The 20,598-nt window shown below is 67.4% G+C and carries 23 protein-coding genes and 1 tRNA gene; 12 read left to right on the top strand and 12 right to left on the bottom strand.

Translation table 11 applies throughout. The features are described from left to right. Positions 1-60 precede the first annotated feature (60 nt). Positions 61-573, top strand: coding sequence for a transglycosylase SLT domain-containing protein (locus tag MAE01_RS12210; protein ID WP_307723764.1), 513 nt, complete (start codon positions 61-63; stop codon positions 571-573). Further along, positions 570-1,547, top strand: a complete 978-nt coding sequence (locus MAE01_RS12205; RefSeq protein ID WP_147039833.1) for a cation diffusion facilitator family transporter — start codon at positions 570-572, stop codon at positions 1,545-1,547. Before MAE01_RS12210 ends, MAE01_RS12205 begins: the two co-directional genes overlap by 4 nt. On the opposite strand, the gene MAE01_RS12200 is transcribed toward MAE01_RS12205, so the two are convergent. Together MAE01_RS12200 and MAE01_RS12195 are read right to left on the bottom strand one after the other, a co-directional pair. Next, positions 1,498-2,859, bottom strand: a complete 1,362-nt coding sequence (locus MAE01_RS12200) for an APC family permease (protein WP_147039832.1) — start codon at positions 2,857-2,859, stop codon at positions 1,498-1,500. The two genes, MAE01_RS12205 and MAE01_RS12200, sit on opposite strands and share 50 nt — an antisense overlap. Positions 2,860-2,914: 55 nt before the next feature. Further along, positions 2,915-3,913: a YihY/virulence factor BrkB family protein gene (locus MAE01_RS12195; RefSeq protein WP_147039831.1), complete on the bottom strand. Its 999-nt coding sequence runs from the start codon at positions 3,911-3,913 to the stop codon at positions 2,915-2,917. Between the two features lie 137 nt (positions 3,914-4,050). Here MAE01_RS12195 and MAE01_RS12190 point away from each other — a divergent pair, with 137 nt between their 5' ends. Genes MAE01_RS12190 through MAE01_RS12180 form a run of 3 tightly spaced genes read left to right on the top strand, consistent with a single transcriptional unit; the run spans position 4,051 to position 6,383 of the window. Then, positions 4,051-5,226 carry a zinc-dependent alcohol dehydrogenase gene (locus MAE01_RS12190; RefSeq protein WP_147039830.1) on the top strand — a complete coding sequence of 392 codons (1,176 nt, stop codon included), beginning with the start codon at positions 4,051-4,053 and terminating at the stop codon, positions 5,224-5,226. A 26-nt stretch (positions 5,227-5,252) separates the two neighbouring features. Next, complete coding sequence (locus tag MAE01_RS12185; protein ID WP_147039829.1) at positions 5,253-5,483, top strand: hypothetical protein; 231 nt, start codon at positions 5,253-5,255, stop codon at positions 5,481-5,483. Positions 5,484-5,486: 3 nt separating this feature from the next. Beyond that, positions 5,487-6,383, top strand: coding sequence for an alpha/beta hydrolase (locus tag MAE01_RS12180; protein WP_229718280.1), 897 nt, complete (start codon positions 5,487-5,489; stop codon positions 6,381-6,383). Here MAE01_RS12180 and MAE01_RS12175 read toward each other — a convergent pair. Next, positions 6,380-6,652: a hypothetical protein gene (locus tag MAE01_RS12175; RefSeq protein ID WP_147039828.1), complete on the bottom strand. Its 273-nt coding sequence runs from the start codon at positions 6,650-6,652 to the stop codon at positions 6,380-6,382. The two genes, MAE01_RS12180 and MAE01_RS12175, sit on opposite strands and share 4 nt — an antisense overlap. A gap of 159 nt (positions 6,653-6,811) precedes the next feature. Here MAE01_RS12175 and MAE01_RS12170 point away from each other — a divergent pair, with 159 nt between their 5' ends. Genes MAE01_RS12170 through MAE01_RS12160 form a run of 3 tightly spaced genes read left to right on the top strand, consistent with a single transcriptional unit; the run spans position 6,812 to position 9,489 of the window. Next, positions 6,812-7,123 carry an SLC13 family permease gene (locus MAE01_RS12170; RefSeq protein WP_147039827.1) on the top strand — a complete coding sequence of 104 codons (312 nt, stop codon included), beginning with the start codon at positions 6,812-6,814 and terminating at the stop codon, positions 7,121-7,123. After that, positions 7,093-7,899, top strand: a complete 807-nt coding sequence (locus tag MAE01_RS12165; protein ID WP_186806232.1) for a YfcC family protein — start codon at positions 7,093-7,095, stop codon at positions 7,897-7,899. The genes MAE01_RS12170 and MAE01_RS12165 overlap by 31 nt, the downstream gene beginning before the upstream one ends. A gap of 27 nt (positions 7,900-7,926) precedes the next feature. Next, positions 7,927-9,489 (top strand): SLC13 family permease, encoded by a 1,563-nt coding sequence (locus MAE01_RS12160; RefSeq protein WP_147039825.1) that lies wholly within the window; start codon positions 7,927-7,929, stop codon positions 9,487-9,489. Between the two features lie 27 nt (positions 9,490-9,516). On the opposite strand, the gene MAE01_RS12155 is transcribed toward MAE01_RS12160, so the two are convergent. From MAE01_RS12155 to MAE01_RS12125, 7 genes are all read right to left on the bottom strand, one after another. Next, positions 9,517-10,167, bottom strand: a complete 651-nt coding sequence (locus MAE01_RS12155; protein ID WP_147039824.1) for a DUF6226 family protein — start codon at positions 10,165-10,167, stop codon at positions 9,517-9,519. 49 nt (positions 10,168-10,216) lie between these two features. Further along, positions 10,217-11,161: a DUF1214 domain-containing protein gene (locus tag MAE01_RS12150; protein ID WP_229718279.1), complete on the bottom strand. Its 945-nt coding sequence runs from the start codon at positions 11,159-11,161 to the stop codon at positions 10,217-10,219. Between the two features lie 83 nt (positions 11,162-11,244). Beyond that, a tRNA-Arg gene (locus tag MAE01_RS12145) sits at positions 11,245-11,316 on the bottom strand. Between the two features lie 13 nt (positions 11,317-11,329). Then, positions 11,330-11,905, bottom strand: coding sequence for a cysteine hydrolase family protein (locus MAE01_RS12140; RefSeq protein ID WP_147039823.1), 576 nt, complete (start codon positions 11,903-11,905; stop codon positions 11,330-11,332). 22 nt (positions 11,906-11,927) lie between these two features. Further along, entirely contained in the window at positions 11,928-12,425 is a 498-nt protein-coding gene (locus MAE01_RS12135) for an HNH endonuclease (protein WP_147039822.1), read from the bottom strand. Positions 12,426-12,743: 318 nt separating this feature from the next. After that, the gene (locus MAE01_RS12130; RefSeq protein WP_229718278.1) at positions 12,744-13,565 is read right to left on the bottom strand and encodes a M23 family metallopeptidase; all 822 of its coding nucleotides are present in this window, start codon (positions 13,563-13,565) and stop codon (positions 12,744-12,746) included. A gap of 243 nt (positions 13,566-13,808) precedes the next feature. Further along, the gene (locus tag MAE01_RS12125; protein ID WP_147039821.1) at positions 13,809-14,510 is read right to left on the bottom strand and encodes an iron-dependent transcriptional repressor DtxR; all 702 of its coding nucleotides are present in this window, start codon (positions 14,508-14,510) and stop codon (positions 13,809-13,811) included. Positions 14,511-14,612: 102 nt separating this feature from the next. On the opposite strand from MAE01_RS12125, the gene serC reads away from it, so the two are divergent. After that, entirely contained in the window at positions 14,613-15,725 is a 1,113-nt protein-coding gene (serC, locus tag MAE01_RS12120; RefSeq protein ID WP_147039820.1) for a phosphoserine transaminase, read from the top strand. A 163-nt stretch (positions 15,726-15,888) separates the two neighbouring features. Here the strand turns inward: serC and MAE01_RS12115 are convergent, their stop codons facing one another. Beyond that, positions 15,889-16,491, bottom strand: a complete 603-nt coding sequence (locus MAE01_RS12115; protein ID WP_147039819.1) for a DUF3027 domain-containing protein — start codon at positions 16,489-16,491, stop codon at positions 15,889-15,891. Next, on the bottom strand, positions 16,475-16,855 hold the full coding sequence (locus MAE01_RS12110; RefSeq protein WP_147039818.1) for a cold-shock protein: 381 nt from the start codon (positions 16,853-16,855) through the stop codon (positions 16,475-16,477). Before MAE01_RS12110 ends, MAE01_RS12115 begins: the two co-directional genes overlap by 17 nt. Before the next feature lie 94 nt (positions 16,856-16,949). Here MAE01_RS12110 and MAE01_RS12105 point away from each other — a divergent pair, with 94 nt between their 5' ends. The 3 genes from MAE01_RS12105 to MAE01_RS12095 are packed head-to-tail and all read left to right on the top strand — an operon-like array spanning position 16,950 to position 20,598. Continuing rightward, positions 16,950-17,225: a multidrug ABC transporter ATPase gene (locus MAE01_RS12105; protein WP_147039817.1), complete on the top strand. Its 276-nt coding sequence runs from the start codon at positions 16,950-16,952 to the stop codon at positions 17,223-17,225. 1 nt (position 17,226) lies between these two features. Further along, positions 17,227-18,936, top strand: coding sequence for a helicase-associated domain-containing protein (locus tag MAE01_RS12100; RefSeq protein ID WP_147039816.1), 1,710 nt, complete (start codon positions 17,227-17,229; stop codon positions 18,934-18,936). Positions 18,937-18,957: 21 nt separating this feature from the next. Next, a complete protein-coding gene (locus MAE01_RS12095) occupies positions 18,958-20,598 on the top strand; it encodes a DNA repair helicase XPB (protein ID WP_147039815.1) in 1,641 nt (546 codons plus the stop codon).

Here is a 20,598-nt window from a genome sequence, read left to right as displayed (position 1 = left end):
GCGATGGGGTCGGGGGTCAAGCGTGTTGCCGCGTCGACGACGCGGAGGCACACTGCTCTCATGACCACGATCACCCCGCGGAAACGCGGCGATCTGCGTGCCCGCCTCAGGGCCACGGCTGCCGCCGTCATGCTCGCATTCGTCGCAGTGCTCGTCTCGGCGTGCGGCCTCACCGTGCCGACCGACCCGGACGGCACGCTGGATTCCGTGACAGGCGGGACGATGCGTGTGGGGGTCTCGCCCGAGCCGGGCCTTGTGAACGACAGCGGTCCGGAGCCGACCGGGCCGCTCGTCGATCTCACCGAGGAGTTCGCCGCATCGATCGACGCGCGCATCGAATGGACCGTCGGCGCTGAGGAGACGCTGGTCGGCGGGCTCGAGGCCGGCGACCTGGATCTGGCGATCGGCGGTTTCACGGATCAGACCCCGTGGAGCGACCGCGCCGGCGTCACCCGGGGCTACAAGAGCATCGAGGGCGCCGACGGGCGCAGCCTCGTGTTCCTCGTGCCTCTCGGCGAGAATGCGTTCCTCTCCGAGCTCGAAGCATTCCTCGACGAGGAGGTCGGATCATGACCGCCATCCACCAGTTCGGTCGCGCCGACCTTCCGCAGGAGCAGAAGGATGCGCTGAAGAAGGCCATCTTCTGGGAGTGGTTCACGATCGGCTACACAATCTGCACGATCATCGTGGTGGCATTCGTCGTCGGCAACTCGCAGGCGATGCGCACGGCGTGGATCGAGGACATGCTCTCCCTCATTCCGCAGGTCGCGTTCCTCATCGCGCTGATCTTCGTGCGCCGCCGTCCCGACAGGAAGCATCCGTACGGGATGCACCGGGCGATGGGCGTCGGACATCTCGTCGCCGGGGTCGCCCTGCTCGTCGTGGGCCTCAACCTCGCGTTCGAAGCGGTGTCAGGTCTGGTCGCGGCGGAACATCCGACGATCGGTACGGTGCAGCTGTTCGGGCAGACGATCTGGCTCGGATGGCTGATGGTCGCCGTCATGGTTCCCATCGTCATCGGTCCGGTGTTCATCTACGGACCGGCGAAGAAGAAGCTCGCCCCTGTGCTGCACAACAAGCTGCTCTACACCGACGCCGACATGGCGAAGGCGGACTGGCACACCAATGCCGCTTCGATCATCGGCGTCCTCGGAATCGGCGTCGGCCTGTGGTGGCTCGACGGCGTTGCCGCGCTGTTCATCTCGCTCGGCATCATCCTCGACGGCTTCCGCAACACGAAAGCGGCCGTCGTCGATCTCATGGATCAGCGCGCGACCACCTACGACAACAAGGAGCCGCACCCGCTGGCATCCGAGATCGTCCATATGCTGCGGAGGTTGCCGTGGGTGGCCGACGCCGCTGTGCGCATGCGCGATGAGGGGCATGTCTTCCATGTCGAGGCGTTCGTCGTTCCGCGCAGGCGCCGGGTGACGCTCAAGCAGGTCGATCAGGCATCCGAGAGCATCGCCGCCATGGACTGGAAGGTCCAGGATGTCGTCATCGTGCCGTCAGATCGTCTTCCTGACGAGGCAGATCCGGCGCGCTGACGTCCTTGTTCCGGCGGCGTCCCCACTGCGCGAGCAGGTAGAGGACGAACCCCACGGCCAGCAGGATCGCCCCGAACAGCCACACCATCGGACGCTGCTGGGTGAGCAGCAGGATGCACGACGCGATGCCGAGCACTGGAACGAACGTCCACACGCGGAAGTGCTCGTGCTCCACCCGGTCGCGGCGCAGCACGAGCACCGAGACGTTGGCGCTCATGAACACGAAAAGCAGCAGCAGGACGACGGTCTCGGCCAGGGTCGCGAGGTCACCGATGAGGGTGAGCAGCATCGCGACGACAGTGGTGGCGACGATCGCGACCCACGGTGTCTTCCGGCGCGGCAGCACACGCGCGAGAACGTCGGGCAGCAACCCCTGCTCGGCCATCCCGTACGCGAGGCGGCTGGCCATGATCATCGTCAGGAGCGCGCCATTCGCCACGGCGATGAGGGCGATCAGGCTGAACAGCCACGAGGGAACGCCGATCCCGGTCGCCTCGACCACCGCGAGCAGCGGCCCGGTGGAATCCTCCAGTTCCTCCGGCGGAAGCGCGATCGAGCTGGCGAGTCCGACCAGGACGTAGACGACCCCGGCCGTGATGAGTGCGGCGAACAGAGCCTTCGGGTACATCTTGGTCGGGTTCTTCACCTCCTCGATCACGTTGGCGGAGGTCTCGAATCCGACGAACGAGTAGTAGGCGATGATCGCGCCGCCGAGAACGGCGACCGCGACGCTCGTCCCCTCCGGAGCCTGGGTGACGCGTGACACGTCGCCGCCACCGCCGGCGACGAACATTGCGACGACGACGATGACGATCACCAGTCCGCTGACCTCGATCGCGGTCATGACGAGGTTCGCGCCCATCGATTCCCGGATGCCGCGGGCATTGAGCGCCGCCACGATCAGCAGGAAGAGCATGGCGACCGGGATCACCGGCAGTGCGAAGAATGTCTGCAGGTACTGGCCCGCGAAGGCGATCGCGAGTCCGGCGGCACTGACGACTCCGGCGGCCATCATGCTGAAGCCGACGAGGAACGACACGATGCGGCTGTGGAACGCGCGTTCGGCGAACACCGCCGCTCCCCCGGCACGCGGGTACTTCGTCACGAGCTCCGCGTAGGATCCAGCGGTCAGCAGCGCCAGCAGCAGCGCGAGCAGGAGCGGCGCCCACAGCATCCCGCCGACCTCAGCGGAGAGCACGCCCATCAGCGCGTAGATCCCGGCGCCCAGGACGTCACCGAGGATGAACGCGAACAGCAGCGGTCCGGTGATGGCGCGGCGCAGGCGGGACGGGGCCTGAGAGTCGTCGGTCATCGTGCGAATATAGCGACCAGCCGCACCAGCGGGCACAGGGCTTGACAACCGCCCGTCAGCGCCGGATCCGCCTGGCCTGTGCCTCTTCCTTGCGGTCGCGCCGCACGTCCTTCGCGATGCGGCGGGCATCTCGCAGCGGTACCTGCACCTGGGTCTCGGCGGGGATTCCCGCCTGCAGCTGTCGCACGCGCTCCACCTCCGCGTCGAACTCCGCGCCCACCAGGATCGCCATGTTCGCGATCCACAGCCACAACCCGAAGATGATGACGCCGGCGAACGCTCCGTAGATGCGGTCATAGTCCGCGAGGTTCGACACGTAAAGCCAGAAGCCGAGCGACGCGAGCAGCAGGACGACCAGGGCCACGGCGGCACCGAGGCTCATCCAGCGGAAGCCTGTCGGCTTCACGTTCGGAGCGAAGTAGTAGAGGAACGCGAGCAGGAACACCACAACCGCAGCCAGCAGCGGCCAGCGCACGATCCGCCAGACGAACAGAGCGGTCTCCCCGAGGCCCAGCGACTCTCCGACGGCTTCGGCGACGCCACCGGAGACGGTCAGAAGTGCCGCGACCAGAGCGGTGCACACGATGATGACCAGCGCGATCAGGAGCTGCCCTACCTTGAGTCGCCAGAGGATACGGCCCTCGGCGACACCGTAGAGGCGGTTCATTCCGCGGCCGAGAGCGGCCACGTAGCGCGCGACCGCCCACAGGGTCAGGGCGAGCGCGAAGACGAGGAGGATGCCCGACAACCGCGCTTCGGCGATCTGCGAGACGGCATCCTGCAACGCCGCGGTCGAGGCATCCGGCGCCCAGGCGTGCACGACATCGATCACGATGCGCCCGGTCTCCTCGCCGCGGCCGAGCAGGCTCAGTGCCGAGAAGGAGACCATCGCGGCGGGGACGAGGGCGAGAACGGCGTAGAACGTCAGGCTTGCAGCGACGTCGGTGCACTGGTCGGCTCCGAACGCACGCAGCGTACGACGCACCGCGAACTTCCAGGACCGGCCCTCGACCGCCATCGGCGTGTGGGGCTTGGCGGTTTCTTCAGCCGTCATCGTGCTCTCCTCGCTCTCCAGACGAGTGTGCCGCGTCGCGACCTCCGCAGCACTCCCCTTGACACCGCGTCCTTGGACACCGCTCGTGGTTTGTCAACCCGGTTCGGTCAGCCGATGGTGTGAGCGAGGGTGAACGCATGAAGGCACTCACCTGGCAGGGAAAGCGCGATGTCCGAGTCGACGAGGTCGAGGATCCGAGGATCGAGGAGCCGACGGATGCGATCATCCGCGTGACGTCATCGGCGATCTGCGGCTCGGATCTGCACCTCTACGAGTTGCTGGGACCGTTCCTCGATCGCGGCGACATCCTCGGCCACGAGCCCATGGGCGAGGTCGTGGAGGTCGGCTCCGAGGTCGCCGAGCTCGCCGTCGGAGATCGGGTGGTCATCCCGTTCAACATCTCCTGCGGCCACTGCTTCATGTGCCGCCGCGGTCTGCAGTCCCAGTGCGAGACCACCCAGGTGCGCGAGTACGGCAGCGGCGCGGCGCTCTTCGGGTACACGAAGCTCTACGGTCAGGTCCCGGGCGGACAGGCCGAGTATCTTCGCGTGCCGCTGGCCGACTACAACCACGTTCGGGTGGGACGTGAACTTCCCGACGATCGCTATCTATACCTCAGCGACATCCTGCCGACGGCGTGGCAGGGCGTGGAGTATGCACAGGTCCCGGAGGGAGGCACCCTCGCGGTTCTCGGGCTCGGACCGGTGGGACAGCTCGCGTCGCGCATCGGCGTGCACCGCGGATACCGCGTGCTCGCAGTGGATCCGGTGCCGGAGCGTCGTGCGATGGCCGAGCGTCATGGCATCCTCACCTATGACCTCACGGACACGATCGTCGACGAGCTGCGCGATCTCACGGAGGGACGCGGTGCGGACTCGGTCGTGGATGCCGTCGGCCTCGAAGCGCACGGCGCGCCGGGTGTGAAGTTCGCTCAGCAGGCTGTCGGGCTGCTGCCGGATGCCGTGGCGAGGGTGGCACTCGACAAGGCGGGAGTGGACCGCCTCACCGCGGTGTATGCCGCGATCGATGCCGTGCGTCGCGGCGGGACGGTCTCGCTCAGCGGCGTCTATGCCGGCGACGCCGACGTCCTCCCGATGAAGACGATGTTCGACAAGCAGCTGAGCCTGCGCATGGGCCAGTGCAACGTGAAGCGCTGGATCGACGATCTCCTCCCCCTCGTGGAGGATCCGGCCGACCCGATCGGCGTCATGGATCTCGCGACTCATCACGCTCCGCTCGAGGACGCACCGGGCCTCTACTCGACCTTCCAGCGCAAGGAGGACGGCTGCATCAAGGTCGTCCTGAACCCCTGATCGCCGCTCGACGAAAGGAACAGACCATGAGTGATTCGGCAGAGACCACCGATCAGAGCCCGGACGAGCCGACGCCTCCCGATGCCGAGCAGATGCCGGATGCCGAGGAGATGAAGGAGCCGAGCACCGAGAAGGATCCGGGCGAGGAGCCGAAGGCACCGTCGCGGGAGGAGCCAGAGCCCAGTCACGAGGCGGTCGGCATCGGCATCATCGGACGCCCGCAGGTCGAACCGGATGCCGTAGCCGATCCCGAGTAGCGGGTGACCGTGTTCGACGGGTTCTCCACGACAGTCGTCGACACCGGCACGGCGCAGATCTTCGTGCGGCACAAAGGTGCGGGTGCACCGGTGGTGCTGTTGCACGGGCACCCTCGCACGTCCGCGACATGGCACCGCGTCGCGCCGCTCCTCGTCGATCGGGGATATCAGGTGATCTGCCCGGATCTGCGCGGATACGGCAGGTCGATCGGCCCATCGCCGCGAGACGATCATTCCCAGCAGTCCAAGCGCGAGATGGCGGACGACATCCTGGCTGTCGCCCGCCATCTCGGCCACGAGCGGTTCCACCTCGTCGGCCATGATCGCGGAAGCTACGTCGCCCTGCGGCTTGCTCTCGACCAGCCCGCGTCCGTGGACCGGCTCGTCCTGATGGACTGCATCCCGATCAGCGAGCATCTTCGACGCGTCGACGCCCGCTTCGCCACGGCATGGTGGCACTGGTTCTTCTTCGCGCAGCCGGAGATCCCTGAACGGGTGATCAACGCCGATCCGGAGGGGTGGTACCGGCCCAAGGCCGACGCGGCGACGATGGGCGCCGAGAACCACGCCGAACTCATGGATGCCGTGCGCACGCCGAGCGTGGTGCGGTCGATGCTAGAGGACTACCGGGCCGGGCTGAGCATCGATCGGGACCACGAGGAGGCGGATCGCCGCATGGGACGGAAGATCGAGTCGCCAGTGCTGATTCTCTGGTCCCTCCGGGATGATCTGGAATCGCTCTACGGCGATCCGCTGATGATCTGGAGCGACTGGGCGCACTCCGTCACCGGTTTCGGAATCGACAGCGGCCACCACATGGCTGAAGAAGCCGCTCCCGCGGTCGCCGCGGCTGTGGGCGGGTTCATCAGTGGTGAGACGAGCGCTTCTTCGTCCAGCTAGAGGTCCCAGTCGGCGATCGAAGCATCCAGAGGATCGTGCTCGGCATGTACCGCCGAGTCGTGCCGTACCGTGATGACGACCCTCGACTGGTGCGAGACGAGGACGGAGACTCGGCGGCCACCATCGGAGAGGTCGACGAAAGCGGGCTCGGATCGCGCCGCTTCCGCGATCCGCGACATGACGTCGCCTCGGTCTTGATCGTGCCCCAAAAGGTACTCTCTGCCGTCGATCTCGACGTATGTGCTGGTGTGATCGTCGTCCCGGCCCATGAGAGCAGGCTATGAGGTGCGCACGTGCCGCGCGGAGGGGCTTGCGCGATGCGAGGGCCAGGGAGTACGGGCGCCGGTCACCAGAACACAGCGCGATCGCATCGCGATAGCATGCTGCGCACAGTTGCCCGCCGTATGCCGGTCGAGGTGGAGGTTCTGATGAGCGTGGACCTGATCGTGGTCCTGGTGCTGTTGGCGGTGACGATCGCGCTGTTCGCCATCGGGCGGCCTCGCATGGATGCCGTCGCGCTGCTGGTGATCGTCGCACTGCCGCTGATCAGCGTGCTGACGGTGCCGGAGACCCTTGCCGGCTTCGCCGATCCGAACGTCGTTCTCATCGCGGCGCTCTTCGTGATCGGTGAGGGGCTGTCGCGGACGGGAGTGACGTTCCGGCTCGGCGACTGGCTGTCGGCATCGTGCTGCGCGTCATCCTCTGGGTCGTGCTCACCGCCATCACCATCCTGTACGTGATCCGCTACGCGGAGCGCGTCAAGGCCGACCCGTCCCGCTCCATCCTCGAGCGTGAGACGGATGGGGTGGAGGGCCCCACGACCCCGGAACCGCTCACCACGCGGCAGAAGTGGACGCTCGTGGTGACCGCGCTCGTGTTCCTCGTCATGATCTTCTCGGTGATCCCGTGGTCGAGCGTGCTGCCCGTCGAGCAGGACTACCCCTTCGCGTGGGAGCTGGGCTGGTGGTTCCCCGAGCTGACAGCGCTGTTCATCATCGGCACGATCCTCGTCGGACTGGTCGGCGGGCTCGGCGAGAAGGGCATCAGCCAGGCCATCGCCAAGGGTGCCGGCGACTTCATCGGCCCTGCCATCGTCGTCATGCTCGCACGCGGCGTGACGGTCATCCTCAACAACACCGACACGATCGACACGCTGCTCAACGCGATGGAGAACGCCGTCGTCGGCGCGTCCGAGGGGGTGTTCGCGGGCCTCGTGTTCGTCGTCAACGCCGGTCTCGCAGCGCTCGTGCCCTCGTCATCCGGGCACGCGGCGCTCGCGATGCCGCTGCTCGCTCCGCTGGGAGATCTCGCCGGCGTCGGGCACGACCTCGTCATCACCTCGTGGGCGACGGGAGCCGGGTGGATGCGGATGATCATCCCAACGAACGCCGTCCTGATGGGAGGCATCGCACTCGCCGGCGTCGGCTACAACAAGTACGGGCGCTTCGTGCTGCCACTGATGGGCATCCTGGCCGGAGTCACGATCGTCATCCTCGTGGTCGCCGCGCTCTTCTGAGCGCTGACACAGGCAGAAGGCACGCATATGGATCCGATCGCTGCGACGCTGGGCATCCTCGCGCTCGCAGTGATCGCCTTCCTGAGCAACCGTGTGCCACTGGGAGCGGTGGCGATCGGCGTCGCGATCGCGCTCTGGGCGACAGGCGTGCTCGATCTGGTCGATGCGCTCGCCGGTTTCGGCGACCCGACGGTGCTGTTCATCGCAGCGCTGTTCGTCGTGAGCGAGGCGCTCGATGCAACGGGAGTGACGACATGGGCGGCGCACCAGGTCATCGGTCGGGCGGGGCCGTCACCGCGTCGGCTGCTGATCATGATCATGTTGCTCGTCGCCGCGCTCACCGCTCTCATCAGCGTCAACGGATCCGTGGCGGCGCTCATCCCGCTGGTGGTCGTGGTCGCGGTTCGGAGCGGCATCGCGCCTTCGCGACTGCTGCTTCCGCTCGCGTTCGCCGCCCATGCGGGTTCGATGCTCGCCCTGACGGGAACGCCGGTCAACATCATCGTCTCGGAGGCGGCGAACGATGCGGCAGGGCGACCGTTCGGGTTCTTCGAGTTCACGATCGTCGGTGTTCCGCTCGTGGTCGGAACTCTGCTGATCGTGATGCTCTTCGGCAACCGGCTCGTCCCGGAGCGGGTGCCGAGCGCTCTCGCCCCGGATCTGAGCGGCCACGCGCAGTTGCTCAAGAAGCACTACGACCTCGCGACGGGCGAGGTTCCCCTCGTCGGAACGGCGAACGGGGTGACCGAAGTCCTCGTCGCCCCACGATCGTCTTTGATCGGCACGCATGTCTTCCCCGGGATGGTCTCCCCCAGCGGTGACCTCGTCATCGTCGCCGCCCGTCGGGGCGGGGAGATCCTGCGGGGCCGGTCGACCACGCTCGAGGCGGGCGATCAGCTCCTGTTGAGCGGGAGCTGGGAGGACCTCAGAAGGCACACGTCGGGGCCGGACGTGATCGTCGTGGACACGCCGGACGAACTGCGTCGCACCGTCCCGCTCGGGCGCGGTGCACGCCGGACCATCGTCATCCTGGCCGCGATGGTGATTCTGCTGGCGACGGGCGTCGTCCCGCCCGCGGTCGCCGCACTCCTGGCAGGACTCGCCGTCGTTCTCACCCGGGTTCTGAACGTCAGGGAGACCTACCGGGCGATCTCGTGGACGACCGTGGTGCTCGTGGCGGGCATGATCCCGCTGTCCACCGCGTTCACGAGCACGGGAGCGGCCGACCTGCTCGCCGACGGGCTGCTCAGGATGCTGGGAGGCGCCGGCCCGCACCTCGCGCTGCTGCTCATCTGCGTCATCACGCTGATCCTCGGTCAGCTCATCAGCAACACCGCGACCGTGCTCATCATGATCCCGGTCGCCCTCGCTCTCGCCGCCGACCTGCATGTCTCGGCTCTGCCGTTCCTCATGGCCCTCACCGTGACGGGGGCCGCTGCGCTCTTCACTCCGATCGCGACTCCGGCGAACATGATGATCATGGAGCCGGCGGGCTACCGCTTCGGGGACTACTGGAAGCTCGGGCTCCCGCTCGCCGTGCTCTACCTGGCAGTCTCGGTGCTCTTCGTGCCGCTCATCTGGCCGTTCTGATCGAACGTGGCGTGCCTGTGCGAGTGATCACGAGACCGAAGCCGAACGCGGCCAGGCAGTCCATCCGTCGGAGAGGTCGCCGAGGATGGATCTCGCGGCTTTGAGGCGATCCGCCGGCAGGTCCTGGGCGCGAGATCGTCCCGAGCTCGCGCCATCGGGATGAGTGAACACGTAGTCGACCCATGGATGGCGACCGCGTTCGATGCGCTCGCGGTAGTTGCCGGTGACGACGGCGAGCACCTGCCGCTCGAGATCATCGGCTTCCCCCTCCCAAGTCGAGTCGCAGGCGTCGCAGCCGCAGACGGGGTAGTGGAAGTCGTGGAGCAGGCCCGCGTGCATGTAGACGCCGGGGTAGGCGGTGAGGACGAGTGTCAGCGATGCGCGCGTCTGATCGTTCGGCTGTATCCGTACGGCGCGCACCACGTCGTGGTACGCGGGGTGGATCAGATCGGCTGCCACCTCAACTCTTTCGGTGACTTCAACGTCGTAGGTCTCGCGCAGGTGGGTGATGAGCGTGTCGGCGATGAGGTGAAGCGGCGCGAAGCGTTCTGGATGAGTGCCAACCGAGTAGGTGTCTTCCGGTGGCGACCCGTTCCACCTGCTGCCGTAGTCGATGACCTGACCATCGACATCACGAAACACCGGCACGTCGATCGAGGGGCGCACGTAGGAAGTCACGTGCTCATCCTGTGGCAGCGGCCGGCTGCGGGCAAGGAGCCGGGGCGTGTCAGCTCAGCGCGTCGATCCGGGGGAACTCCCAACTGCCGTTCGTGATCTCGGGGCGCGGACGGTAGAGCCTGACGAGGTAGTTCCACCCTTCCGTGATCGGGATCGCGTTGGGCGTATCCGCCGGATAGTCGCCGAAACGGACCGTCGTCGATCCGTCAGCGTTCTTGACTGCGGTGATGTTGTTGACGGTATAGGCGTCTCGGGCGTTCGGTTCGAAGAAGCCCTTCGCGTTATAGACCGAGACGGACCAAAATCCGTCGACGGGGACATCGGCCACGGTGAGTTCGTACTGCCCGACGGGCAGGTGAGGATCGACGCCGACATAAGCGGCCTCGCTCGTCGGCAGGCCGCCCCACCCGGCCGCCGTCCCGATGAGATGCCGCACGGGATGAACATCGTCCTTCGTTCCGAACATGCGATCAAAGCCGGTCAAGTTGCGGGCAAGGGACAACAACGCGTCACGGGTCTCATCGAAGGACGCGGTGTCGTACTCCGGATGCTCGAAGGGCACCGCCGAACGGCTCGTCAGCGTGATCTGGTCCTGAAGCGCCACCACGTCCGCGATGTCTTCCGTGTCGGCGGGGTCGACGAGGATCCGAACGGCGACGAGCACGTACCGACTCCCCAGTTCGTCGGCACGAAGGTCATGTGCGCCGGGACTGTGGAAGACCGCCTCAACGAAGTGGTCTTCGTTGACGACCATCGCCGACAGGTACCGCTCGCCCGGGTCCGGAAGCGAAAGGGTGGTGTCACCACCCACGTCGACGACGGCAAAGCTGTAGAGGGTGTCGCGGTTCAACCGGATAACGGTCTGCCTGTCGATCGCTGCTGGTTCGCGATTATGCAGGAACTGGTTGATCCCGCCCGCACTTTCCTGCAGGTCATGGAACATCCGATCCGTCTCGGCACGGACGAAGTTGTCAGCATTCACACGAATGGCCACGGCATGATCCTCCCACAGAGGGTGATCGCCGGAACAGTGCTTATGTGGATTCTCGGAACCTGGTCCGCAGGCAGGATCGAAGGTGCCCCTGGAGGGACTCGAACCCCCAACCGTTTGCTTAGGACGCAACTGCTCTTCCATTGAGCTACAGAGGCTGGCCCGACCAGTCTACCCAGGCGCGTCGGCCCCGATGACGTCGGAGGTCGCGGCGATCTTCGCGAATCCGCCCTCCTGCAGCACGAGCGCAGTGTTCGCCATCAGCTCCTCTGCCGTACGTTGCACCACACCGACCCCGACCACTTCGCCGGACAGATCGAACGTACGCGTGGCATCCAGCACCACCGTCGTCGAGAAGCCCAGGTTTCCCGCCATCCGAGCCGTCGTCTCCACGCACATGTTCGTCTGGATGCCGCAGATCACGAGCTCGTCGATCGACTCCGCCCTGAGCCACCCGCCCAGATCCGGCGATCCGTAGAACGCGGAGTTGACGCTCTTGACGACGAACAGCGCCGGATCCGCAGCGGCGACGGCATCCACCAGCGCGTTGCCTGGATTCTCCGGGTGCAACGGAGAGGCAAGCGACTCCGAATCGTGCCGCACGATGACGATCGGCTCGCCAGTGCGCTGCCACTCGCCGATGAGACGTGCGACGTTCTCCTCGCAGTCCGGGTTGGACGTCGGCCCCCAGAAATCGAGGTCGTCGAAGCCGCGCTGCATGTCGATCACGATGAGACCCCTGGTCATGCGGACCATTCTGCCCTGGTCGTCACGCCGCCAGGGCGAGGTACGGCTCCCAGCAGGGGTCGCTGCGTTCGGTGCCTCGTACAGTCCAGCTGCCGCCGTGCGGCGGACGCGGAATGAACCGCAGCTCCCAGCGCATCTCCTGCGGGGTCCGGTTGCTCTTGACGTTGTTGCATCGCAGGCAGCAGGCCACGAGGTTCTCCCACGAGTCCGCTCCCCCACGCGAGCGAGGCAGCACGTGATCGATCGTGGATGCCGCTTTGCCGCAGTATCCGCAGCGGTGGTTGTCCCGGCGCAGCACCCCGCGCCTGGTGACGGGTACGCGTCTGCTCATCGGCACGCGGACGTATCTCGACAGGATGATGACGGCAGGACGGTCGAAGGCCCCGGCTGCTGCCCAGACCGGATCGCCCTCCACGCGTTCGACCACGGTGGCCTTGTCGTTCATCACGAGCACCAGAGCTCGTTTGAAGGACACCACCGCGAGCGGCTCGTACCCGGCGTTCAGAACAAGTGTGCGCATCGTCATCCTCTCGATCCGCCGGGACGGCTTCCCGGCACTCTCGACTCACACGACGCCGCGCAGACGACAGACGATACGCAGAAACGAAGAAAGGCGCCGTCCTACGGACAGCGCCTTTTGCACACGACAAGCTCAGTGCATCCCTGCGGGCAATGCCGAAGGACGTAACGACCGAGTGCATCCATGGTGCGGATGCCCGGTGTTCGTTCCATCGGCTTCTCCCGTCCGTGCGACGACGGGATCAGGTTAGCCCATCCCGCCGAAGGATGGTGAAACGACGGGTGAACACTCAGGCGTGTGTCGGATGCCGAGAAAGAGTCAGCCGGCGTTGGCTGCCAGCCATGCGTACGGCTCGTACAGGCCGCCGCCGATGTGCACCTCGAAGTGCAGGTGGTTGGCCGTCGATCGTCCGGTACTGCCGACGAGTCCGATGAGCTGCCCTGCTTCGACGTGCTGTCCGGCCTGGACCTGTCGCGATCCGTAGGTCATGTGGCCGTACACGGTCGAGACGCTCTGCCCGCCGACGACCCCGTCGATCGCGACGCCGACGCCGTAGCCGGAGTAGCTCTCGCTCGAGACGCGCACGACGCCAGACGTAGCGGCGTAGATCGGAGTGCGGGCCGGTGCGAGCATGTCGGCCCCCTGGTGGCCGGAGCCGACCGTGCGGCCCTGAATGTAGGAACCCTGCGGAAGCGGATAGCGGACCTCGCCCGAGCCGGCCGCGGTCATCGCGTAGTTGCTGACGTCGATCGGGGACGAGGCCGAGGCTGTGGCCGCAGCGGCAGCCGCGGCGGCGGCAGCGGCAGCGGCTTCTTCGGCCTTCTTCTTCTCGATCTCTTCGGGCGTGGTGGCGCTGTAGGTGGAGCGCTGCATCGGAGCGGCCGTGGCCTCGGATGCCACGACCAGGGACTGCGCGTCGTCAGCGGCGACCTGCTGCAGCGTCGCGGTCGCGTCCAGCGGGCTGGACGAAGCGGCGTATGCGGGAAGCGCGACGGCTGCGACAAGAGCTCCGACGGCACCGAAGATCGCGATCGAGCGGATCGGCTTGACCATCTTGCGAGCGGCGTCGCGCGGCACAACGATGCGCTTGCGCTTCAGGGTCTTTTCAGATGTCGTGGTCGGTTCGATGTCTGCGGCCAAAAGGTGATCCTCCTGCGCCTCGGCGCTCGGGTGCGCTGGCTCGTCGGCACTCTGCTTCTCGGGGCACTACTCGGGGTACTTTGTGCGATCTGACCGCGGAGACGACGAGCCGGAGAGGCAATCTTCACGGGGTTGTCGACGGCGGGCTTCTTCGCTGACGACCTGACCGAGGTTACCGGAAGATAACGATCATGTCACCCTGGCAGCCTGACAATCCTCCGGGAAGGGCGCCGGCGCCTGAGATCAGGCGGGTTCGCCGATGAGGAAGATGTGCGATGCCAGCTCGACGGGGAGCTCGAGCCCCTCGTCGTTGCCGTCCATCTGGATCAGCACGTAGCCCTCGCTGTAGCGGTAGTTGCCGCGCGCTCCGGGAACCACGCCGGCCTCGCGCAGCTGCTGCAGCAGCTCGGGGTCGACCTGCGCTGGCTCTGCGAGACGACGCACCGTGCCCTCGATGGGCTCTTCAGCATCATTCAGCTTCTTGACCAGTCCGACGACGCCCTCGTCGAACGTGCGCGCAGGCACGTCGCCCAGCTGGTCGAGTCCGGGAATCGGGTTGCCGTACGGCGACTCCGTGGGGTGCCCGAGAAGCTCGACGAGGCGACGCTCGACCTGCTCGCTCATGACGTGCTCCCAGCGGCAGGCCTCTTCATGCACGAACGCCCAGTCCAAACCGATCACATCGGACAGCAGACGCTCGGCGAGCCGGTGCTTGCGCATGACGTCGACGGCCTTGCGGCGCCCGGCATCCGTGAGCTCGAGCGTGCGATCCTCTGAGACGACGACGAGACCATCGCGTTCCATGCGGCCGACCGTCTGCGAGACGGTGGGCCCGGAATGCCCGAGGCGTTCGGAGATGCGCGCCCGCAGGGGAACGATGTTCTCCTCCTCGAGTTCGAGGATGGTGCGGAGATACATCTCCGTCGTATCGATCAAGTCCGTCATCTGGGCCCTCCGGGTCTTCTTAGGCAAGCCTACATTCCCCGGGCGACGTCAGACGGGGAAACAGTGGATTTCGCGGACGCGACGCGCGCCTAGAATCGACGCATGGCGATCGAGATTCCCCGTGACCTCCTGCCCGTCGACGGCCGTTTCGGCTGCGGCCCCTCGAAGGTGCGCCCCGCGCAGCTCGAGGCCCTCGTGACGGCCGGCGCCAGCATCCTGGGCACCTCGCACCGTCAGGCCCCGGTGAAGAACCTCGTCGGCAGCGTCCGCGAGCAGTTCGCGAACCTGTTCCGCCTTCCCGACGGATACGAGATCATCGTCGGCAACGGCGGATCGACCGCGTTCTGGGATGCCGCGGCCTTCGGCCTCATCGAACGTCGCAGCCAGAACCTCACGTTCGGCGAGTTCGGCGGCAAGTTCGCCAAGGCCGCCGCCGCCCCGTGGCTCGAGGCGCCGGACGTGCGCAGCGCCGAACCCGGCTCCCTCGTGGCCGCCGAGGTGATCGATGGCGTCGACGTGTACGCCTGGCCGCACAACGAGACCTCCACCGGCGTCGCAGCCCCCGTGCAGCGCGTTGCCGCCGAGGGCGCGCTGACGGTGGTCGACGCGACCAGCGCCGCGGGCGGCATCGACTTCGACATCACCCAGGCCGACGTCTACTACTTCGCACCGCAGAAGAACCTCGGCTCCGACGGCGGCCTCTGGGTCGCCGCCGTGTCGCCCGCCGCCATCGAGCGGATCGAGCGCATCGCGGCATCCGGTCGTTACATTCCGGAGTTCCTCAGCCTCAAGAACGCGGTCGACAACTCGCGCCTGAACCAGACACTGAACACGCCCGCTCTCGCGACGCTCCACCTGCTGGACTCTCAGCTGCGATGGATCAACGACAACGGCGGTCTCGCCTGGGCCGGCGCCCGCACCGCGGAGTCGTCGCAGGCGCTGTACGACTGGGCCGAGGCATCCTCGGTCGCGACGCCGTTCGTCACCGACCCTGCGCACCGCTCCCCCGTCGTCGTCACGATCGACTTCGACGAGAGCATCGACGCGGCCGGCATCGCCAAGACGCTGCGCTCCAACGGCATCGTCGACACCGAGCCGTACCGCAAGCTCGGACGCAACCAGCTGCGGGTCGCGACCTTCGTCTCGATCGAGCCGGATGACGTCCGCCAGCTGATCCGTTCGATCGACTACGCGCTGGAGAACAGCGGCGCCTGAGCGCTGCACTTCGTGGCATCCGCGCCATCGATCGATGTAGCGGATGCCACAGATTGTCGCGCTGTCACTTCCTGCTCGCGCTGCGTGATTATCAGCAGCGCCGACAGGAATCAGCAGCGCGCATCAGGAACGAGCAGCGCGACGCAGGAATGAGCAGCGCGCACTACTCCTCTTCGGCGTCGTCCGAATCATCGCCTTCGGACTCGTCCTCGTCGACGTCCTCATCAGAGTCTTCGTCGGCATCCTCATCATCGACGGCGGAGTCATCGAGCTCGTCGATGTCGACGCCGTCCAGATCACCGGCGTGCAGGATGTCCGGCTCGTCCGCGTCGTCGTCCTCATCGAGATCGTCGTCGTCGGACTCGTCCTCGTCGGCATCGTCGGAATCGGCGTCGACACCTTCACCCGACTCCTCTTCGGCAGCGGCAGCCTGCTCCGCGAGCTCGGCCTGATGCGCACGGTACTCGGCGAGACGCTCGGCCCACGGCACCCACTCGGGCGCGAGAAGGGCACCCTCGTTGGGGAGCAGTTCGACCTCGAGAACCGTGGGTTCGGCATCCTCGACGCGCGCCACAGTGACGGTCCAGTACCAGCCCGGGTATCCGGGGAGGCGGTTCTCGAACCGCAGCGACACCGATCCGTCCTCTTCGACCAGGTAACCGGCAGCAGGACCGATCGTGGCGGCAGGGGTGATCTCCTGCAGCGCCGCGAGCGCGACATCGTGCGCGCCGATCAGGCGCTCATCGGGCTCAGGCGTCGAGGTCATCGGCGACCTTGCGGAGCACAGCGGCGACCTTGCGGCCGTGGCTGCTGGACGGGTAGCGGCCACGACGGAGGTCGCCGCCGATGTCGTCGAGAAGCCTCACGAGATCCTCGATGATGATCGCCATGTCGTCGGCGGGCTTGCGCTTCGCCTTCGAAAGGCTGACCGGGGCATCGAGGACGCGCACCGAGAGTGCCTGCAGTCCGCGCTTGCCGTCGGCGACGCCGAACTCCACGCGGGCGCCGGACTTGACCGTGGCGCCGGCGGGCAGGGCAGAGGCGTGCAGGAAGACGTCCTGGCCGTCATCGCTGGCGATGAAGCCGAAACCCTTCTCGTCGTCGTAGAACCTGACCTTGCCGGTGGGCATGGGAGAACCTCGCTGTGTGATGGAGCCGAAATGAGGCGCGCGCATTCGCGCCCCACCCCAGCCTACCGGTGTTCCAGGGACTAGGCTGAGACGGATGAGCACGCAGAATTCCGGCCCCGATGTTCCCGTCCGTCGGCTGGATCGCTTCCTCGCTTTCGCGGCGCTGACGCTCGCCGCGCTCTCGGTGATCTGCTTCTTCGCGATCATCATCGGCAGCGCCACCGGAATGAGTCAGGATGCCTTCGGCGAGGACCTCTGGCCGATCGTCGCCGCAGTCCCGCTGTGGGGCCTTCCGGCCGCCTTCGTCATGATCATCGCCCTGCTCATCATGAGTTTCGTGCGGAAGGGCAGCGCCGCCAAGCGCCGCTGACATGAGCACGCACGCCCGCCCGCTCGCCGTGTGGCTGGCCGCTGCGCCCGACGCGCAGCTGGCCGCGCTCTTCGAAGCGCGCGGCGTGCGCGAAGACGCCCCATGGGCGGACTTCTTCGACGCGGCAGAAGCCCTGCTCGACACCGGCTCGATCGAGCGGATGCTGCCGCGTCTGACCCTGGCCGAAGCACGCGCCCTGCGTGGAGCGGTCGAGGGAGAGGATCCCGGCACGGAGGCAGCCGCTCTCCTCGCCCTCGCACTGCTGCGCCCGGACGGCACCCCGCAGCCCCCGGTCGCCGACGTCGTCGCCGCACGAGAACTGCCCGCAGAGGACGATCTCACAGATCCGCTCCCCGCGGACGAGCGGTCGGAGGCGCGCGCCGCAGAACGCGCCTTCACGAGCGTCGGGGCCATCGCCGATCTCGTGCTGCTCGCCGCCGAGACACCGCTGTCGCTGCTCACCGGCGGCAACCTCGCTGCGGGCGAGAAGCGCCGCATCGCCGAGGCGGGCACGCCCGCCGAGATCCTCGACGATCTCGTCGCGATCGCCGTCGCTGCCGGCATCCTCGCCACCGGCGACCGCAAGCTCCGCCAGACCGCTGCCGGCGAGGCCTGGCTGCGGCTCGCGGCATCCGATCGATGGACCGCCCTGGCCGAAGCCTTCCGAGCCTCCCTCCCCCGCGGCCTGCGAACCGAGGACGGCGGCTGGCTGCCGCTCTCCCGCTGGCCCCGGCAGCACCCGTGGGATCCGGCGTGGGGCGAGCGATGCGCAGCGATCCGGGCCCGCGCCACCCTGCTCGGCCTCGTGACCGCAGACGGCACCGAACCGCAGTGGGCCGTCCCGCTGCGACTCGGGCAGCGTGCGGATGCCACCGGGCTCGAGCGGATGCTGCCGACAGAGGTCGACAAGATCTTCCTGCAGAACGACCTCACCGCGATCGCACCGGGCCCCCTCAAGCCCGCGCTGGACGTGCGTCTGCGCGGGATCGCCGCGCGCGAGTCGGCGGCGCAGGCCTCGTCGTACCGATTCACGGCCGAGTCGATCGCGCACGCCCTGACCACGGGCGAGACCGCGGCGTCGGTCCTCGACTTCCTCGGCGAGATCTCGCTCACCGGCATCCCGCAGCCGCTCGAATACCTCGTCATGCAGACCGCGCAGCGTCACGGGCTGGTGCGCGTGTTCACCGACTGGTCGGGCAGCACGCGCGTGTCGAGCGCGGATGCCACGCTTCTCGATGCGATGGGCGTCGACCAGTCCCTGCGTCCGCTCGCGCTGTCACGGGATGCCGAGGGCCTCAGCTCGCGCGTCGGCCGCGACACCGTCTTCTGGACGCTGACCGACGCGCGGTACCCGGCGATGATCGTCGGCGCCGACGGGCAGCCCCTCGTCGTCGACCGCAACCCGGTCCCGGCATCCGAACCGCCCGCCGCGCACGGCTACGGCGCGCTGATCGCACGGCTGCGGGCACAGCAGGGGCCGGACGCCGACGCGGCCTGGCTGGACCGCGAACTCGAGGCCGCCGTGCGCGCGAAGGCCGTGCTGCACGTTGAGATCCTCATGCCGGACGGCTCGACGCGCGAACTGCAGCTCGAGGCCAGCGGCCTGGGCGGCGGCAGGCTGCGCGGAAGGGACCGCGCGGCAGATGTCGAACGGACGCTTCCGGTCAGGAGCATCCGCTCCGCCCGCGTCGTCGACCCCGCTTCCGAGTAGAGACCGGTAAACTGGATCGCTATGTCTGATGGCCCACTGATCGTCCAGAGCGACCGCACCGTGCTGCTCGAAGTCGCGCACGCCGACGCCGAGACGGCCCGCCACGAGCTGGCGATCTTCGCCGAGCTCGAGCGGGCGCCCGAGCACATCCACACCTACCGGATCACGCGGCTCGGCCTGTGGAACGCCCGTGCCGCCGGACACACCGCCGATGACATGCTCGAGGTGCTCGACCGCTGGTCGCGCTTCCCCGTGCCGCCGTCCGTCTCGGTGGATCTGCGCGAGACCGTCGACCGCTACGGGCGTCTCGTGATCGAGCGCGATGACGAGGGCACCCTGATCCTGCGCTCCACCGACCCCGCGGTGCTCGCGCAGGTGGCGAACAACAAGCGCATCCAGCCGCTGTTGATCGGTCACCCGGCCCCCGACGCGTTCGTGGTCGACGCGTGGGCGCGCGGTCAGATCAAGCAGGAGCTGCTGAAGATCGGCTGGCCCGCAGAGGACCTCGCCGGCTACACCCCCGGCACGCCGCACGAGATCGAGCTCGCCGAGGACACCTGGCAGATCCGTCCGTACCAGCAGGATGCCGTGGATGCCTTCTCCAAGGACGGCTCCGGCGTCGTCGTGCTCCCCTGCGGAGCCGGCAAGACCATCGTCGGCGCCGGCGCCATGGCCGCGACCAAGACGACGACGCTGATCCTCGTGACGAACACGGTCTCGGCGCGTCAGTGGCGCGACGAGCTGCTCAAGCGCACATCGCTCACCCCTGAGGAGATCGGCGAGTACTCCGGCCAGTCCAAGGAGATCAAGCCGGTCACGATCGCCACCTACCAGATCCTCACGGCGAAGCGGAAGGGCGAGTACGCCCACCTGGCGCTGCTGGACGCCCTGGACTGGGGCCTCATCGTCTACGACGAGGTGCATCTGCTGCCGGCCCCCGTGTTCAAGCTCACCGCCGACCTGCAGGCCCGCCGCCGCATCGGCCTCACCGCGACCCTCGTGCGCGAGGACGGCCGGGAAGGCGACGTCTTCAGCCTCATCGGCCCCAAGCGGTTCGACGCGCCGTGGAAGCAGATCGAGGCGCAGGGGTTCATCTCCCCAGCCGCCTGCTATGAGGTCCGAGTCGACCTCCCGGCGGACGACCGGCTGGAGTACGCCGCGGCCACCGACGACGAGCGGTATCGGCTCGCGGCATCCGCTCCCGCGAAGATCGACGCCGTGCGCGAGCTGATCGCCAAGCACCCCGGCGAGCGCATCCTCGTGATCGGTCAGTACCTCGACCAGCTCGAGACGCTCTCGGACGCACTGGACGCTCCGCAGATCACCGGCGCGACGCCGGTCGACGAGCGCGAGGAGTTGTACCGGCAGTTCCGCGAGGGCGAGATCGAGCTGCTCGTGGTCTCGAAGGTGGCGAACTTCTCCATCGACCTGCCGGAGGCCTCCGTGGCGATCCAGGTGTCGGGGTCGTTCGGATCCAGGCAGGAGGAGGCCCAGCGCCTCGGACGCCTGCTGCGGCCGAAGCAGTCCGGCCACACGGCGAGCTTCTACACGCTCATCGCCCGCGACACGGTCGACCAGGACTACGCGCAGAACCGCCAGCGCTTCCTCGCCGAACAGGGCTACAGCTACACAATCTTGGACGCCGACGCCCTAGCCGCCTGA

Origin of the sequence: Microbacterium aerolatum (genome assembly GCF_007988825.1) — a bacterium.
Classification (GTDB): Bacteria; Actinomycetota; Actinomycetes; order Actinomycetales; family Microbacteriaceae; genus Microbacterium; species Microbacterium aerolatum.
Note: the sequence above shows the minus strand (reverse complement) of the source record. Positions and strands in the feature narration are given on the sequence as shown.

Bases quoted from the DNA above. Each gene is read 5' to 3' on its own strand.
- MAE01_RS12210 (WP_307723764.1), top strand. From the start codon at position 61: ATGACCACGATCACCCCGCGGAAACGCGGCGATCTGCGTGCCCGCCTC.
- MAE01_RS12205 (WP_147039833.1), top strand. From the start codon at position 570: ATGACCGCCATCCACCAGTTCGGTCGCGCCGACCTTCCGCAGGAGCAG.
- MAE01_RS12200 (WP_147039832.1), bottom strand. From the start codon at position 2,859: ATGACCGACGACTCTCAGGCCCCGTCCCGCCTGCGCCGCGCCATCACC.
- MAE01_RS12195 (WP_147039831.1), bottom strand. From the start codon at position 3,913: ATGACGGCTGAAGAAACCGCCAAGCCCCACACGCCGATGGCGGTCGAG.
- MAE01_RS12190 (WP_147039830.1), top strand. From the start codon at position 4,051: ATGAAGGCACTCACCTGGCAGGGAAAGCGCGATGTCCGAGTCGACGAG.
- MAE01_RS12185 (WP_147039829.1), top strand. From the start codon at position 5,253: ATGAGTGATTCGGCAGAGACCACCGATCAGAGCCCGGACGAGCCGACG.
- MAE01_RS12175 (WP_147039828.1), bottom strand. From the start codon at position 6,652: ATGGGCCGGGACGACGATCACACCAGCACATACGTCGAGATCGACGGC.
- MAE01_RS12170 (WP_147039827.1), top strand. From the start codon at position 6,812: ATGAGCGTGGACCTGATCGTGGTCCTGGTGCTGTTGGCGGTGACGATC.
- MAE01_RS12160 (WP_147039825.1), top strand. From the start codon at position 7,927: ATGGATCCGATCGCTGCGACGCTGGGCATCCTCGCGCTCGCAGTGATC.
- MAE01_RS12140 (WP_147039823.1), bottom strand. From the start codon at position 11,905: ATGACCAGGGGTCTCATCGTGATCGACATGCAGCGCGGCTTCGACGAC.
- MAE01_RS12135 (WP_147039822.1), bottom strand. From the start codon at position 12,425: ATGCGCACACTTGTTCTGAACGCCGGGTACGAGCCGCTCGCGGTGGTG.
- MAE01_RS12125 (WP_147039821.1), bottom strand. From the start codon at position 14,510: ATGACGGACTTGATCGATACGACGGAGATGTATCTCCGCACCATCCTC.
- serC (WP_147039820.1), top strand. From the start codon at position 14,613: ATGGCGATCGAGATTCCCCGTGACCTCCTGCCCGTCGACGGCCGTTTC.
- MAE01_RS12115 (WP_147039819.1), bottom strand. From the start codon at position 16,491: ATGACCTCGACGCCTGAGCCCGATGAGCGCCTGATCGGCGCGCACGAT.
- MAE01_RS12110 (WP_147039818.1), bottom strand. From the start codon at position 16,855: ATGCCCACCGGCAAGGTCAGGTTCTACGACGACGAGAAGGGTTTCGGC.
- MAE01_RS12105 (WP_147039817.1), top strand. From the start codon at position 16,950: ATGAGCACGCAGAATTCCGGCCCCGATGTTCCCGTCCGTCGGCTGGAT.
- MAE01_RS12100 (WP_147039816.1), top strand. From the start codon at position 17,227: ATGAGCACGCACGCCCGCCCGCTCGCCGTGTGGCTGGCCGCTGCGCCC.
- MAE01_RS12095 (WP_147039815.1), top strand. From the start codon at position 18,958: ATGTCTGATGGCCCACTGATCGTCCAGAGCGACCGCACCGTGCTGCTC.